The 14,729-nt window shown below is 50.9% G+C and carries 15 protein-coding genes; 14 read left to right on the top strand and 1 reads right to left on the bottom strand.

Features of this window, described 5'->3' with window-relative positions:
• The first annotated feature begins 20 nt into the window (after nucleotides 1-20).
• The 9 genes from CR46_RS0107445 to dtd all read left to right on the top strand — a co-directional run bounded on the left by CR46_RS0107445 (nucleotide 21) and on the right by dtd (nucleotide 8,045).
• Nucleotides 21-653 (top strand): thiol:disulfide interchange protein DsbA/DsbL, encoded by a 633-nt coding sequence (locus tag CR46_RS0107445; RefSeq protein WP_030071461.1) that lies wholly within the window; start codon nucleotides 21-23, stop codon nucleotides 651-653.
• A 38-nt stretch (nucleotides 654-691) separates the two neighbouring features.
• The gene (locus CR46_RS0107440; RefSeq protein WP_232222354.1) at nucleotides 692-1,486 is read left to right on the top strand and encodes an endonuclease/exonuclease/phosphatase family protein; all 795 of its coding nucleotides are present in this window, start codon (nucleotides 692-694) and stop codon (nucleotides 1,484-1,486) included.
• A 99-nt stretch (nucleotides 1,487-1,585) separates the two neighbouring features.
• Entirely contained in the window at nucleotides 1,586-2,146 is a 561-nt protein-coding gene (locus tag CR46_RS0107435; RefSeq protein ID WP_030071456.1) for a TRAP transporter small permease subunit, read from the top strand.
• Entirely contained in the window at nucleotides 2,146-3,549 is a 1,404-nt protein-coding gene (locus CR46_RS0107430; protein ID WP_030071455.1) for a TRAP transporter large permease, read from the top strand. Before CR46_RS0107435 ends, CR46_RS0107430 begins: the two co-directional genes overlap by 1 nt.
• A 183-nt stretch (nucleotides 3,550-3,732) precedes the next feature.
• Nucleotides 3,733-4,842, top strand: coding sequence for a TRAP transporter substrate-binding protein (locus CR46_RS0107425; protein ID WP_030071453.1), 1,110 nt, complete (start codon nucleotides 3,733-3,735; stop codon nucleotides 4,840-4,842).
• A 199-nt stretch (nucleotides 4,843-5,041) separates the two neighbouring features.
• Nucleotides 5,042-5,872: a bifunctional hydroxymethylpyrimidine kinase/phosphomethylpyrimidine kinase gene (gene thiD / locus CR46_RS0107420; RefSeq protein WP_030071452.1), complete on the top strand. Its 831-nt coding sequence runs from the start codon at nucleotides 5,042-5,044 to the stop codon at nucleotides 5,870-5,872.
• A 157-nt stretch (nucleotides 5,873-6,029) separates the two neighbouring features.
• Nucleotides 6,030-6,875 (top strand): universal stress protein, encoded by an 846-nt coding sequence (locus CR46_RS0107415; RefSeq protein WP_030071449.1) that lies wholly within the window; start codon nucleotides 6,030-6,032, stop codon nucleotides 6,873-6,875.
• Between the two features lie 71 nt (nucleotides 6,876-6,946).
• Nucleotides 6,947-7,528 carry a chalcone isomerase family protein gene (locus CR46_RS0107410; RefSeq protein WP_030071447.1) on the top strand — a complete coding sequence of 194 codons (582 nt, stop codon included), beginning with the start codon at nucleotides 6,947-6,949 and terminating at the stop codon, nucleotides 7,526-7,528.
• A gap of 79 nt (nucleotides 7,529-7,607) precedes the next feature.
• The gene (gene dtd / locus CR46_RS0107405; protein ID WP_030071446.1) at nucleotides 7,608-8,045 is read left to right on the top strand and encodes a D-aminoacyl-tRNA deacylase; all 438 of its coding nucleotides are present in this window, start codon (nucleotides 7,608-7,610) and stop codon (nucleotides 8,043-8,045) included.
• 48 nt (nucleotides 8,046-8,093) lie between these two features.
• Here dtd and CR46_RS0107400 read toward each other — a convergent pair whose 3' ends face one another.
• Nucleotides 8,094-10,040 (bottom strand): ATP-binding cassette domain-containing protein, encoded by a 1,947-nt coding sequence (locus CR46_RS0107400; RefSeq protein ID WP_030071445.1) that lies wholly within the window; start codon nucleotides 10,038-10,040, stop codon nucleotides 8,094-8,096.
• A gap of 29 nt (nucleotides 10,041-10,069) precedes the next feature.
• On the opposite strand from CR46_RS0107400, the gene CR46_RS0107395 reads away from it, so the two are divergent.
• The 5 genes from CR46_RS0107395 to CR46_RS0107375 all read left to right on the top strand — a co-directional run bounded on the left by CR46_RS0107395 (nucleotide 10,070) and on the right by CR46_RS0107375 (nucleotide 14,609).
• Entirely contained in the window at nucleotides 10,070-10,642 is a 573-nt protein-coding gene (locus tag CR46_RS0107395; RefSeq protein WP_030071444.1) for a TIGR02444 family protein, read from the top strand.
• 268 nt (nucleotides 10,643-10,910) lie between these two features.
• The gene (locus CR46_RS0107390; protein WP_030071443.1) at nucleotides 10,911-11,957 is read left to right on the top strand and encodes a TRAP transporter substrate-binding protein; all 1,047 of its coding nucleotides are present in this window, start codon (nucleotides 10,911-10,913) and stop codon (nucleotides 11,955-11,957) included.
• 296 nt (nucleotides 11,958-12,253) lie between these two features.
• Nucleotides 12,254-12,832 carry a TRAP transporter small permease gene (locus tag CR46_RS0107385; protein ID WP_030071441.1) on the top strand — a complete coding sequence of 193 codons (579 nt, stop codon included), beginning with the start codon at nucleotides 12,254-12,256 and terminating at the stop codon, nucleotides 12,830-12,832.
• A 28-nt stretch (nucleotides 12,833-12,860) separates the two neighbouring features.
• Nucleotides 12,861-14,144 (top strand): TRAP transporter large permease, encoded by a 1,284-nt coding sequence (locus tag CR46_RS0107380; protein WP_030071438.1) that lies wholly within the window; start codon nucleotides 12,861-12,863, stop codon nucleotides 14,142-14,144.
• Between the two features lie 21 nt (nucleotides 14,145-14,165).
• Nucleotides 14,166-14,609, top strand: coding sequence for a universal stress protein (locus CR46_RS0107375; protein WP_030071435.1), 444 nt, complete (start codon nucleotides 14,166-14,168; stop codon nucleotides 14,607-14,609).
• Nucleotides 14,610-14,729: the final 120 nt, after the last annotated feature.

Here is a 14,729-nt window from a genome sequence, read left to right as displayed (position 1 = left end):
ATTCTTGGAGAATTTTTGCTATGTTGAAAACGTTAATGGTCGCGGTAGCTGGTTTAGGCCTTTCTGCCTCAGTGAGTGCCCAGGAGCTGGTGGAAGGACAGCACTACACGCTGCTTGAGTCGCCGGTAGCAACCCAGGTAGATGAGGGACAGATTGAAGTGACCGAAGCGTTTTGGTTTGGCTGCCCGCATTGTTATCGGCTGCAAGAACCAGTAAGCGAGTGGTACGCAACCCTTGAAGATGACGTTAGCGTTGTTCATATGCCTGCAACGATGGGTGGTGATTGGAATACCCACGCGACAGCGTTTTATGCGGCGGAATCACTGGGCATTGAAGAGCAACTGCACGCTGATTTCTTTGAAGCGATTCATGAAGATGGTCGCTCGCTGACTGACCCAGATGAAATCGCTGAATTTTTCTCTAATTACGGTGTAAGTGAAAAAGAAGCCAAGCAAGCATTGACGGCATTCGACGTTCGCAGTGAGGTCAATAAAGCAAATGGCCGCATGCGTGAAATGCGCCTGATGGGCGTGCCTGCCTTAGTTATTGATGGCCGCTACCTTGTGTCTCCCAGCACCGCCGGTAGCTTGGAGAATATGCCGCAAATTGCGGATGCGCTCGTTGAGCGTGTGCGTAATGAGCGCACACAATAACCGTGTTAGAGCAGGGGCACGCAGGGGGGCAAATAGGCTTGCCTGCGTCATCTCTGGCTGAACGTGGTCACCTTCGTCTGCTGACGTTTAATTTACAGGTGGGTATTCAAACGTCAGCGTATCACCATTATCTTACCCGTAGCTGGCAGCATGTACTGCCCCACCCACAACGTCTTAAGCGCTTAGCGCAAATGGGAAATGTGTTAGCGCCATTTGATGTGGTTGGGTTACAAGAGGTCGATGGTGGCAGCTTCCGTTCTGGCCGTGTTAACCAAGTTGAATACCTTGCTTCCCAGGCGCGATTTCCCCACTACTTTCAACAATTAAATCGTAATTTGGGGCAGTTTGCCCAGCATAGTAATGGGCTATTGTCGCGCATTGTGCCTAGCCATATCGAAGAGCATCGCTTGCCTGGGATGTTGCCAGGTCGTGGTGCTATTCATGCGCGCTATGGAGAAGGGCCAGATGCACTGCATATCTTTGTAGCTCATTTGGCGCTGAGTCACCGCGGACGGGTTCGTCAGCTTAATTATCTGAGTAACATTATCGAGCCGTTGCGTCATGTGGTGGTGATGGGGGATCTTAATTGTACGCCTGAGCAGCTTCATGCCCATGAACGTTTTAGTACGTCGTTGCCGCTTCACCCGGTTAAGCCACTGCTTAGCTACCCCTCCTGGCAACCTCGTCGTGCTCTAGATCATATTCTGCTGTCTCAAACCCTCGAAGCCGCCGATGTGCGCGTATTGGATCATTTGTTTTCAGACCATCTGCCGATTGCTGTGGATTTACCGCTACCTGCAGCTTGCCTGGCGGCAATTCGTCAAAGCGTTTAACGTTAGTTTACTTGGTGGTGTACAGGCGCTGCATTGTCTGCGTATATGCGCTATTGTCTGCCCCCTGACTCCACTAGCCGTTTTACGCGAGACACTTCCATGTCGGACACAACACAACTACCTGCGTTTATCGCTGCGCTGGACCGCATTTCGGAGTGGTTTGGACGTAGCCTTGCGTGGCTGATCATCATTATGATGTTGATTCAGTTCGCGATTGTACTGCTTCGTTATGTTTTCAGCGTTAACAGCATTTTTATGCAAGAACTGGTGATGTATATGCATGCCAGTGTCTTTATGCTCGCTGCGGCCTATACCTTTCGCCACGATGGTCATGTACGGGTTGATATTTTTTATCGTGGAATGACGCCCCGCCGCCAGGCGGTGGTTAATATTGTGGGCATTATCACTTTGTTAATGCCCGTGATGATTTTTATCATCGCTTCCAGCTTTGGTTACGTTGCTAACTCTTGGCGTATTATGGAGACCTCCTCAGACTACGGTGGCATTCCAGCTGTCTTTGCACTGAAAACGTTAATACCGCTCTTTGCTGCGCTGATGATCCTGCAAGGTGTCATTGAAGTGGTGCGCAATGGCTACGTATTTACTGGCCGGATATCCCCGTCTATTGGTGATGACAACCATCTTGAGGAGCGCGTTTGATGCTGGAATTTATGCCAATTATTTTATTTGCCTCCATCTGCATTGTGTTGATGTTTGGCTTTCCGGTGGCGCTTTCGTTAGCAGGTACCGCGCTGCTATTTGCAGGCATGGGATTAGGTTTAGAAGCCATAGGTATCGACGCTAACTTTGATAGTGGTTATCTCGCTGCGTTGCCCAATCGGCTTTACGGCATTATGACCAACCAAACGCTGCTGGCAGTGCCACTGTTTGTTTTAATGGGCGTCTTGCTTGAAAAGTCTAAAGTAGCTGAAACACTACTTGATGCCATGGCGCTGCTGTTTGGTGCTATGCGTGGCGGCTTGGGTATTTCGGTGACGTTGGTAGGAATGCTGATGGCGGCCTCCACCGGTATTGTAGGTGCGACGGTGGTTACCATGGGGCTTATGTCGCTACCCACTATGTTAAAGCGTGGTTATAGCACCTCACTGGCAACCGGTACTATTTGTGCAACTGGCACGTTAGGGCAGATTATTCCGCCTTCTATTGCGCTAGTCCTTTTGGGTGATGTGCTGTCCTCGGCTTATCAGCAGGCGCAGCTCTCTATGGGCATTTTTAGTCCTAAAACAGTCTCTGTAGGCGACTTATTTATGGGTGCCCTGGTGCCAGGGCTGATCCTGGTGGTGATGTATATGATTTATGTTGCCCTGGTGGCGCTATTTCGGCCGCACATGGCACCAGCCGCTAATCGTGAAGAGCTGATGGCAGAGCTTGGGCATACCTCAGGCCTGGGAATGCTACTGTTGAAAGGCTTAGTACCTCCCGTAGTGCTTATTGTGGCGGTACTTGGCTCGATTTTAAGTGGTTTTGCAACGCCTACTGAAGCATCGGCCGTTGGCGCCTTTGGTGCTTTGGTGTTAGCCCTTGCTTATCGTCAGTTGGATTGGGCAACGCTGAAAGACGTGCTGCGTTCAACTACCCATGTGACGACCATGGTGTTCATGATTTTGATCGGTGCTGCCCTGTTTTCGTTGGTCTTCCGGGCTTATGGTGGCGAGCATATGGTCACTGAACTGTTTGAAGGTATGCCCGGTGGGGTAGTGGGCGCGACCATTATTGTCATGCTAGTCATCTTCCTACTTGGCTTTATTCTCGACTTTATCGAAATCACCTTTGTGGTGGTGCCTATCGTTGGGCCGATTCTTCTGGCCATGGGGCTTGACCCGATTTGGTTGGGCATCATGATCGCTATTAATCTGCAAACATCGTTCTTAACCCCGCCATTTGGTTTTGCGCTGTTCTATTTACGTGGCGTGGCACCACCCTCGGTGCCTACTTCGGCGATTTACCGTGGGGTAATCCCGTTTATCTTGATGCAGCTTGCCATGTTACTGATGCTAACGTTTTTCCCGCAGCTCGCCACATGGCTGCCAGGGCTACTCTGACATACGCTGTTTTGATGAGTGCCGAGTTGAAAAATATCGTTACTATCAACGGCACAGAGTGGCAATCTTAAGTAAAGCCGCAAAGCTATAAATAGTCACGGCTTGTAACAGACCGCCTGGCCAATAGTGCTAGGCGGTAATCTCTCTACCCATAACAGTAAAAATAGAAATAAGAGGGTTCGTATGAAAGCCAAAGCTCTACCTGTCGCTATTGCGATGACAACTGCGCTATCCGCTAGCTTGCTGGTGGTTTCAAGTTTTGATAATCAGGCCCAGGCGCAAGAAAACTTTCGCTGGAAAATGGTCACCTCTTGGCCGAAAAACTTCCCAGGTGTAGGGCAGGGGCCTGAGCGGCTCTCGCAGTTGGTGGAAGAGATGTCCGATGGTCGCCTGACCATTGAAGTCTTTGGCGCTGGTCAGTTGGTGCCGGGGTTTGAAGTATTTGATGCTGTATCCGATGGTACCGCTGAACTTGGCCACTCGGCTTCTTATTACTGGAAAGGCAAAGCGCCCGCTGCGCAGTTCTTTGCTGCCGTACCGTTTGGCATGAACGCACAGGAAATGAATGCTTGGCTGCATTTTGGCGGCGGTATGGAGCTTTGGAACGAGCTGTATGATGACTTCGGTGTCGATGTGCTGGTGGCCGGTGCTTCTGGTGTACAAATGGGCGGTTGGTACAACAAGGAAATCAACTCGGTTGATGACCTTGATGGTTTGAAAATGCGTATGCCAGGGCTTGGTGGTGAAGTAATGAGCCGTATGGGCGTAGCGATAGTTAACATGCCGGGCGGTGAAATTTTCACCTCGCTACAGTCTGGCGCCATTGATGCAACCGAATGGATTGGCCCATATAACGACTTAGCCTTTGGCCTGCACCAAGCCGCTGATTATTACTATTACCCAGGTTGGCACGAGCCGACCGTAATGTTTGAAGCTATTGTGAACGAAGAAGCGATGGCTGAACTACCGGCAGATTTACAGGCCATTCTTACCACGGCCGTGCGCGATGTTAATGCTAATGTGCTAGACGAATACACCGCGCGTAATAACGATGCGCTAGTGACGTTGGTCAACGAGCATGACGTTGAGTTGCGCCGTATCCCTGATGATGTTCTTGCTCAAGCCCGTGAGCACTCTGCCGATGTCGTGGCAGAGCTGGCGGAGTCTAGCGAGCTGGCAACGCGTATCTATGAGTCGTACCAAGCGTTTCAGAATAAGGTAGAAGACTACCATGCGATTTCTGAACAGGCGTATTACAACGCGCGTAATCCCGAGGGGGATGCGAGGCAGTAAAGGCCTAGCAGTAAAGGCCTAATAGTGACATAAATATGCTACTGGCATTTTACGCTTGTTGAACATGCAATGGCCGCCTAAGGGCGGCCATTGTTTTATTTAAGCAGCCCTGTCTAAAAAGTCCTTGCTTAAGCAGTTCTTGTTTAGCTGCGCATTTGGGTATGCTAGAGAACTACTGAACCGTTAAGTAAGGAACCCCATGTCTATCGACTCCCGCCTTCGCAATGTACTCACCATCGCGGGTTCTGACCCTTCTGGTGGCGCAGGTATTCAAGCAGACCTCAAGACGTTTTCCGCTTTAGGTACTTATGGCACCAGTGTGGTGACAGCACTGACGGTGCAAAACACGTGTGGCGTGGCAGCGGTGTACCCTGTGTCGGCTCAGGTCATTCGTGAGCAGTTAGCGCACCTGTTAAATGACGTCGAATTAGAGGCAGTTAAAATTGGCATGGTCGCTAGCCGTGAAGTTGCTGAGGTCATTGCTGATGTGTTGCGCCAAAACCGTCCCCGTTGGGTCGTCTTGGACCCGGTTATGGTGGCAAAAAGTGGTGATATTTTGGTTGGCGATGCTGGCATACGCGCAGTGCGCGACATACTGGTACCTTTAGCGGACGTCATTACGCCTAATTTGCCCGAAGCGGCGGTGCTCTTAAATACCGAACCGCCTACTTCACTAGACGATATGGAAGCGATGCTGCCAGCGCTGGTGGAGTTGGGAGCGCCTTACGTGGTGCTGAAAGGAGGTCATCTGCGTGGGGATACTTGTCCAGATTTACTGGCAACCCCAAATGGACACACATGGCTTCCTGCCTCGCGTATTGCCACTGACAACCTGCACGGCACAGGCTGCGCACTCTCCTCTGCAATTGCGGCGTGCTTGGCGAAACTGCCTGCTGATGCAGAGGCCAGCGCGCCTAAGCAGGCAATTGGTGAAGCAAAACAGTGGTTGCATGCTGCATTAGAAGCGAGCGCTCGCCTCAATGTCGGTCGTGGGCGAGGACCTGTACATCATTTTCACGCGTGGTGGTAAGAGAAATGATCTAGCGCAATAAGCATGTAGAGCAGCGGTGGAAAAGGTAAGAGACACCTTGCGGTATGTACAAACGAACACCATGCTGAACAGTGCCTGTATGGCTATCTAACGTGCCTACTGACGGTGCCGACTTGATCGGCCAAGGAGTTGTGCCATGTCTCGCACGCTGCTATTTGCTACGGATCTTTCTCAGGATAACCGCGCTGCCTTTGCCCGAGCTTTACGGCTAGCCTATGCCCAAGGAGCGCAGCTCGACATTCTTCATGTCCTTGACCCCTATCTGCCCCGTCGTGTTCTTCACGACGTTGAAAGCGCGGTGAATGAAGACATCAGCGCCACCCTGACCGATCTGCGCGAAGATTACGCGCTGGAAGCGCCTTCGTTACTCATTCAGACCGTTGTGGGTGCGCCGCATGTTGAAATCGTTCGAGAAGCTCACGAACGCAATGCCTCGTTAATTATTATGGGTATGCACCGTAAACGCGGGCAAAAAGACCTTCTTTTAGGCACTACCGTTATGCGTGTGTTGAGAAGTGCGCCCTGCCCAGTGGTGGTCGCCTCTTATCTACCAACCCAGCCCTGGCAACATATCCTGGTGCCAATCGATTTTTCGCTTACCGCTCGTCAAACACTCAGGGAGGCACTCATTCGCTTCCCTGAAGCGAAGCTGACACTCCTGCATGCCTGGAGCTTGCCTGGAGAGCGCGAGCTGGGCTCTCAGGCTAATTTTGCCCAGTGGCGAGATCATGAAGTAGAGCGCTTACGTAGGACGCTGGATAACGAAATTGAGAGTTTAATGCGCGATCTTGATGGCGTGCCTGATGTCGAGCTAGTGCTTGAGCCAGGGCAGCCCTGCGATGTGCTCCACGATTATATGAAGCGCCACTCACCCGATTTAGTGATTATTGGTAGCCGTGGCCAGCCCCAGCACACTAGCCAAGTGACCGAAATGCTGCTGGGCGAACCTCATTGTGATCTCATGTTGTGTCGCTCTTGGTAATTGTTGTACGGAACCTTTATTTTTATTTTGTGTATGTATAGCTAATATTCCGAGTGAAAGAGGTTTTCGCTATGCTATCTGTACACAAATATCCTTTAGCGCTAGGCGCGCTGTTAACAGTAGGTATTTGCCTATTGGCGCCTAATGTATTGGCCGATAGCGTCACCGAGCGAGGGGAGCGCTTTGAGCGCATCGTGGACAGTGATGGGCAACGTTATGCGTTAATAGGGAGTGGGGTGTTTCGCTACATGATTTGGACGGCGTATGCAGGGGCCTACTATCAGCTTGAAGGGGAAACTGAACCACAGCCGTTGAGTAATGTGCCTCGGCGTCTTGAGCTAGCTTATTTTCATGATATTGAGGCAGCCGACTTTGCTGAAGCGACTGAGAAAACGCTAAAAGCGTCGCTGACACTCTACGAGTTTAATCAGATCGAAGAGGACCTAGAGCGGCTGAACCAAGGCTATCGTGATGTCACACCTGGTGATCGCTATCTGCTTAGTTGGGATGGGGAGGCGCTGCAGCTCACCCTTAATGGTGATGTGGTGTTTGAAGACGAGAGCGTAGAGTTCGCCAGTGCTCTGTTTGGTATTTGGTTGGGCGAGCGCCCACTAAGCGATGACTTTCGTAATGCACTGTTAGGCCAGCGTTAAGACGGTAAAAGGCTTTTGGCTGACGCCTAGGCAAGCGATTACACTATCTCTTCTTGGGATAATATCGTAAGGGGAAAGTGTGAAGGCACTGATTCAGCGGGTGAAAAATGCCAGTGTGACGGTCGAGGGTGAAACAGTGGGAGCCATTGACCATGGTTTGCTGGCATTAGTGGGTGTTGAAAAAGGCGATAGCGAGGCTGATGCTGAAAAACTATTGCATAAGCTGCTGCACTATCGTGTCTTCAGCGACCACGACGATAAGATGAATCTTAACGTACAGCAGGCAAACGGAGGCCTATTGCTAGTGTCTCAGTTCACCCTGGCCGCTGATACGCGCAAAGGACTGCGTCCCAGCTTCTCTAGCGCAGCTCCGCCTGAGGAAGGGCATCGGTTGTTTGATTACTTGGTGTCCAGCGTCCGCTCTGCTTGGCCCACTGTGGCTACCGGCCAGTTCGGTGCGAATATGCAAGTGGCGCTGGTTAACGATGGGCCGGTAACGTTCTTGCTTGAAAGCTAACTTTTTAGCGCTGGAGCGAGAGTGGCGCAACTTTGTAGTGGTGCGGTCTTAGGTGTCTTCGCTGGCCAACAGCTCCGCTTCCATGGTTTCTAACGCCTCCTCTGCTGCTAGCCACTGCTGTTCAGCGTTGTCCAGGCGGCTTTTGATTTTCGCCTGTTGGGCAAGTGCATCGGTAAGCTCTACTTTACGAGCACTGTCGGTATAAAGCATTGGGTCAGCCAGAATAGCTTCTACTTCTTCAAGCTCGCGCTGAGCTTTCTCCATGGTTTTTTCAGCTTGATCGCGCTCTTTTTTCAGCGGCCGTAGTTTCTCGCGCAGTTCCGCCGCTGCCTTACGGGCTGCTTTGCGGTCACCGCTGGGCTGTTGGCTTTGGCGGTCGCTTTTCTCACTGCGCGAATCCCGGCGGCTCTCTTCCAATCGTGCCTTCAACCATACCCGGTAGTCGTCGAGGTCGCCATCAAAGGGTTCTACCCGGTGGTCTGCCACCCGCCAGAACTCATCGACTGTGGCACGCAATAGGTGGCGATCGTGGGATACCAGAATGACGGTGCCTTCAAAGCTTGCCAGCGCCTCGGTCAACGCCTCGCGCATTTCCAGATCTAGATGGTTGGTTGGCTCATCGAGTAGCAGGAGGTTAGGTTTTTGCCAAGCAACCAGCGCGAGTGCCAAGCGCGCTTTTTCACCGCCTGAGTAGGTGCCAACTTCGCCAAAGGCGTCATCGCCCTTAAAGCCAAAGCCACCTAGGAAGTTGCGAATTTCCTGGTCGCTCGCGGTAGGAGAGAGCCGCTGCACATGGACAAACGGTGTCGTGGTCACGTCCAGGCTCTCCAGCTGGTGCTGGGCAAAGTAGCCAATGGCCAAATGCTCGCCAGGCACCCGCTTACCCTCTAGCAGCGCTAGCTCGCCGGTCAGTGACTTAATCAGCGTTGATTTACCCGCGCCGTTGGGGCCTAACAGGCCAATGCGGCTGCCGGGTAATAGCGTAATGTTGACTTTCTTTAATTGGGCGACATCCCCCGTATCGCCGCGATAGCCCAAGGTGGCTTGATCCAGCACTAGCAGCGGGTGTGAGGTCTTATCTGCTGCAGGTAGGGTGAAGTGAAAAGGAGAATCTGTATGAGCAACGGCGATATCGCCCATGCGTTCCAGCATCTTCACACGGCTTTGTGCCTGCTTTGCTTTTGTTGCCTGGGCGCGAAAGCGTGCAATAAAGCGCTCAATCTCTTCACGGCGAGCCTGCTGTTTGGCCGCTTCAGCCTGCTGCAAAGCAAGCTTTTCAGCTCGGGTGCGCTCAAAGCGGGAATAGTTGCCGCGGTAGAGCTCTAGCGTCTGGTGGTGCATGTGCACGATGTGATCACATACGGCATCTAGGAAGTCACGATCGTGCGAAATGAGCAGCAACGTGCCTGGATAGCGGGTTAGCCATTGTTCAAGCCAAAGCAGGGCGTCGAGATCAAGGTGGTTGGTCGGCTCATCAAGTAGCAATAAATCAGATGGCATAAATAGCGTGCAGGCTAGATTCACCCGCATACGCCAGCCACCGGAAAAGTCCGACAAGGGCCGCTGCAGATCCGCTTGCACAAAACCGAGCCCCACCAATAGCTGCGATGCTCGCGACTCTGCCGTGTAGCCATCCAGCGTTTCTATTAAGCCATGCAACTCGGCCTCGCGATGCGCATCGTCTGCTTTGCGTGCAGCCAGCAGATCAGTCTCAGCTTGACGCAGCGCGTGATCCCCATCAAGTACGTACTCCACAATGGGTCGATCCAGTGCTTCCACTTCCTGGGCCATGTGGGCTATCCGCTGGCCACCGCTCATCTCAACGTCGCCTTGGTCAGGGCCAAGCTCGCCTAGCAGAAGTTTGAATAAGCTCGACTTACCGGCGCCGTTTGCCCCGATAATGCCAGCTTTTACGCCGCTGTGGAGCGTAAGATCAGCGTTATCGAGTAGTGTTTGTGTGCCCCGTTGCAGGGCGACTTGGCGCAGTGCGATCATGCATTCTCCCGAGAAAAGTGGGTAAATCAATGTTCGATTCTAACCGATTACAGCGCTTACAGCAGGCTTCGCTATGGGATTTTGCACTGGCATTTTATGCTCAGCCAGGGGTTGAGCAAGCATGCCTTGTGCTACAGGACAGGGCCGGGGTTGATGTGTGTGAGCTTCTAGTCCATGGCTGGCTCTACCAATACGGCCTTCAGATAATGCCAGATGCGTTGGCGGTGGAGCGCAAAGCGAGCAATCACTGGCAGCAGTCAGTGACGGCCGTTTTACGCCAGCTACGTCGTGAACTTAAGCCACAAGCAGTAAACAATGGGGCCGTTGCGCAGTTGCGAAAGACGCTTCAACAGGCTGAGTTGCAGGCTGAGCGTGAGAATCTTCAACGCTGGCAGCAATGGATATTGCAAGCGTCTACCCATAAACAGCGTTTAACAAACTGCGCTATAAGCCAGCATGATGTTGCACAATGGCTGCAAGATAGGCTGTTTTTTGATGCGCTTGCACTTGAGCAAGTGGTTGTGCAACCTGAACGCGAGAAGGTTAGGGAGGCACTTAATAGGCTTGCGACACAGCTTGACCGCTACGAGCGACCGCGCTAGCCTGAAATTAAGCTATTTTTGAATAACGCGTGTTTATAAGAGTGTCATGGCTCTTTTTAACTGTTTTAAAAGCTATTTTTGAAGGCTGTTCTAAACGAATCAAAAAAGACATGCTTTTATGAATAATGCTGATAAAGACAGTTGTTTCAAGAGACCTGTGGCAACGAACGTAGCAATGAGTAGAGTGTTTTAGAGCAGCACGCATTATACAAAAATTGAATACTGGCGCACTCGTACAGCGCGCTTACCACTGCTAGGGGAACTTCGCATGAAGGCAAGCAAGTTAATTTCGACTCGTTCAGTAACGACCAAGTTAATGACGACTGCGAGCATCGGTGCACTTTTATTTGGCCTCAGCGCTGCCGCTCAAGCAGACAACTGGCGTTATGCCCACGAAGAGTACGAAGGCGACGTTCAGGATGTGTTCGCTTACGCCTTCAAAGAATATATTGAAGAGAATTCTGATCACAGCGTTCAGGTTTATCGTTTTGGTGAGCTAGGTGAGTCTGACGACATCATGGAGCAGACACAAAACGGTATTCTTCAGTTCGTTAACCAGTCACCTGGGTTTACTGGTTCGCTTATTCCAGAAGCGCAAATTTTCTTCATTCCTTACTTATTACCTACCGATGAAGAAACTGTCCTCACTTTCTTTGATGAGAGTAAGGCTATTAACGAGATGTTCCCGGAGCTTTATGCCGAGCAAGGTCTTGAGCTGCTGAAGATGTACCCTGAAGGTGAAATGGTCGTCACTACCGATGAGCCGATTAGCTCGCCGGATGATATGAATAACAAAAAAATTCGTACCATGACGAACCCTTTGCTTTCAGAAACTTATGATGCCTTTGGTGCAACACCGACTCCGCTGCCGTGGGGCGAAGTATATGGTGGCCTGCAAACCGGTATTATCGATGGTCAAGAAAATCCGATCTTCTGGATCGAGTCTGGCGGTTTATATGAAGTGTCACCGCACCTTACCTTTACAGGCCATGGTTGGTTCACTACCGCTATGATGGCGAATCAGGACTTCTATGATGGCTTGTCTGATGAAGATAAGGAGCTAGTACGGGAAGCGTCTGATGCTGCATATGATCACACAATCGAGCACATTAAAGGGCTAGCTGACGAAGCGTTAGCTAAAATTCAGGAAGCTTCCGACGAAGTGACAGTAACGCGCCTGAACGAAGAACAGATTCAAGCCTTCCGTGAGCGTGCACCGCAGGTTGAAGAAGCCTTCTTGGGCATGACGGGCGAGCGTGGTGCTGAGCTACTTGAGCAGTTTAAAGCTGATCTCGAAGCCGTAACTAACGAGTGATTTAGCGTTTAGCACCCTCGCTTCAACGAAAAATCACCTAGGGGCAGCCAGCGCTGCCCCTTTTTTGTTCTTAGATGCTTAGCCGGATCTGACGACTACGTAACAAAAAAAGCGCGTAACCATACGTAAAAGACAGAAAAATTTACGTCCATCCAGCGTTGAAGCGGAAAGAGTTATTAACCGTTACGCTACAAAATGAGCAAGGCCGGACACGCTCCGTTCGGTGGTCAGTGAAGGAAGAGGCGCTACGCAGCCCCGGATAGTTAGCCGCCACGCTGCATAAGAGGAGATCGGCGATGACCGAAGAAGAGTCTGAAATAAATTACCGTTCGGGTTTGCCCGGCATACTAGGTGTGATCGACACCGTAATTAGCAAAATCGAGTCAGTGATACTGGCGATGGGGGTTTTGCTAATGGCGTTGAATACGGTCACCAATGTTATTGCCCGCTTTGTATTTGGTAATAGCATTATGTTTTCAGGTGAATTAAACCGTATTTTAATCATTATGATTACCTTTGCGGGTATCGGTTACGCTGCTCGCCACGGCCGTCACATTCGCATGTCGGCAATCTACGATGCGTTACCGGTTGGTGGACGAAAGGTATTGATGATAGTTATTTCGTTATTTACCTCTCTCGTTATGTTCTTTCTGCTTTATTACTCCGTGGTGTACATACTCGACCTGCAAAGCAAGGGTCGCGTATTGCCGTCTCTTGGGATTCCCATTTGGATTATTTATATCTGGGTACCTATGGGCTTTCTGATTACAGGCATTCAATACCTGTTGACGGCGATTAAAAACCTGACCTCTCGAGATGTATATCTCTCTACTGGGGTAGTCGACGGTTACAAAGATACCGAAACTGAAGTGTAAAGCAGGGCTTATACTCTAGGGGAACGCTATGACGACGATAATGGTAGTCACCATGATTGCCCTGCTGCTGCTGGGCTTTCCTATGATGATTCCGCTGATTACGGCAGCGGTAATCGGCTTTTATATGATGTTTAATGGCTTTGGCCAAATGGATACGCTGATTCAGCAGATGATGGCGGGTATCAGGCCAGCCTCGCTGATTGCAGTACCAATGTTTATTCTGGCGGCCGATATTATGACGCGCGGCCAGTCGGCTAATCGGCTGATCGATATGGTGATGTCCTTTATAGGCCATATTAAAGGGGGGCTTGCGGTCAGTACAGCAACGTCTTGTACGCTGTTTGGTGCGGTTTCAGGGTCTACTCAGGCAACCGTAGTGGCAGTTGGGTCACCACTGCGGCCTAAAATGCTGAAAGCGGGCTACTCTGACCCCTTCACACTGGCTCTGATTATTAATGCTAGTGACATTGCCTTCCTGATTCCTCCTAGCATTGGCATGATTATCTACGGGGTTATTTCGGGCACCTCGATTGGCGAGCTGTTTATTGCAGGCATTGGGCCAGGGTTATTAATTCTGCTGATGTTCTCAATTTATTGCGTTATTTATGCTGTAGTAAAAGATGTACCTACTGAGCCGCGAGCTAGCTGGAAAGAGCGCGCAGTCGCCGTACAAAAAGCGCTTTGGCCGCTGGGTTTTCCTGTCATTATTGTGGGTGGTATCTACGGTGGTATTTTTAGCCCGACGGAAGCGGCGGCAGCATGCGTGCTCTATGCTGTGCTGCTTGAGTTTGTGGTGTTCCGTTCGCTGAAGATGAAAGATATTTATGCGATTGCTAAATCCACGGGCTTAATCACTGCGGTGGTCTTTATTTTGGTCGCTGTGGGTAATGGATTTTCCTGGATAATTTCATTCGCGCAGATTCCACAAATGATTCTGGAAGCGGTCGGCGTTAATGAGGCTGGGCCTACAGGCGTGCTGATTGCGATCTGTATCTCTTTCTTTGTTGCTTGCATGTTTGTTGACCCAATTGTGGTCATTCTGGTGCTTACGCCCATTTTTGCTCCTGCGATTGCAGCCACCGGCCTTGACCCTGTTCTGGTAGGTATATTGATCACGTTACAGGTAGCAATAGGTTCGGCGACACCGCCCTTTGGCTGCGATATATTTACCGCGATTGCGATTTTTAAGCGGCCTTACTGGGAAGTCATCAAAGGTACACCGCCCTTCATCTTTATGCTGATTTTAGCGGCAGCGCTGCTGATCATGTTCCCGCAAATTGCGCTGTTCCTGCGTGATGTTGCCTTCCGCTAAGCAGTCACAAGGAGATCGCGGATGTTTAATCGCATATTAATTCCCGTAGATGGTTCAAAAGGGGCGATTAAGGCACTGGAAAAAGCAGTTGGCCTGCATATGCTTACTGGTGCAGAGCTTTACCTGCTGTGCGTGTTCAAACATCACAGTTTATTAGAGGCATCTCTTTCTATGGTGCGGCCGAACAAACTGGACCTGCCTGATGATGCCCTTAAAGAGTACGCTACTGAAATAGCGGTACACGCTAAAGCCTACGCTATAGAAATGGGAGCAGATAGCGCACGAGTCAGAGCATTTGTGAAAGGTGGACGTCCCTCTCGCACTATTGTGCGTTTTGCCCGTAAGCGGGAGTGCGACTTAATTGTGATTGGCGCTCAGGGAACCAACGGCGAGAAAAATCTGCTGCTGGGTAGTGTATCCCAGCGTGTGGCAGGTGCGGCACACTGTCCCACGCTGGTCGTTTAAGCGACTAAACTACGGCATGTAATAGTGGTCTGAGTAACACCCGCCTTCTCAGGTAATGCAGCCTGAGGTGGCGGGTGTTAGTCTTTGAGGCACTCAAACATTTGGCGCGTTGCGCCGTTG

It is taken from the genome of Vreelandella neptunia, assembly GCF_000712975.1.
GTDB classification, from domain to species: domain Bacteria; phylum Pseudomonadota; class Gammaproteobacteria; order Pseudomonadales; family Halomonadaceae; genus Vreelandella; species Vreelandella qaidamensis.
The sequence above is the reverse complement of the archived record's forward strand: the minus strand, read 5'-3'. Positions and strand labels throughout refer to the sequence as shown.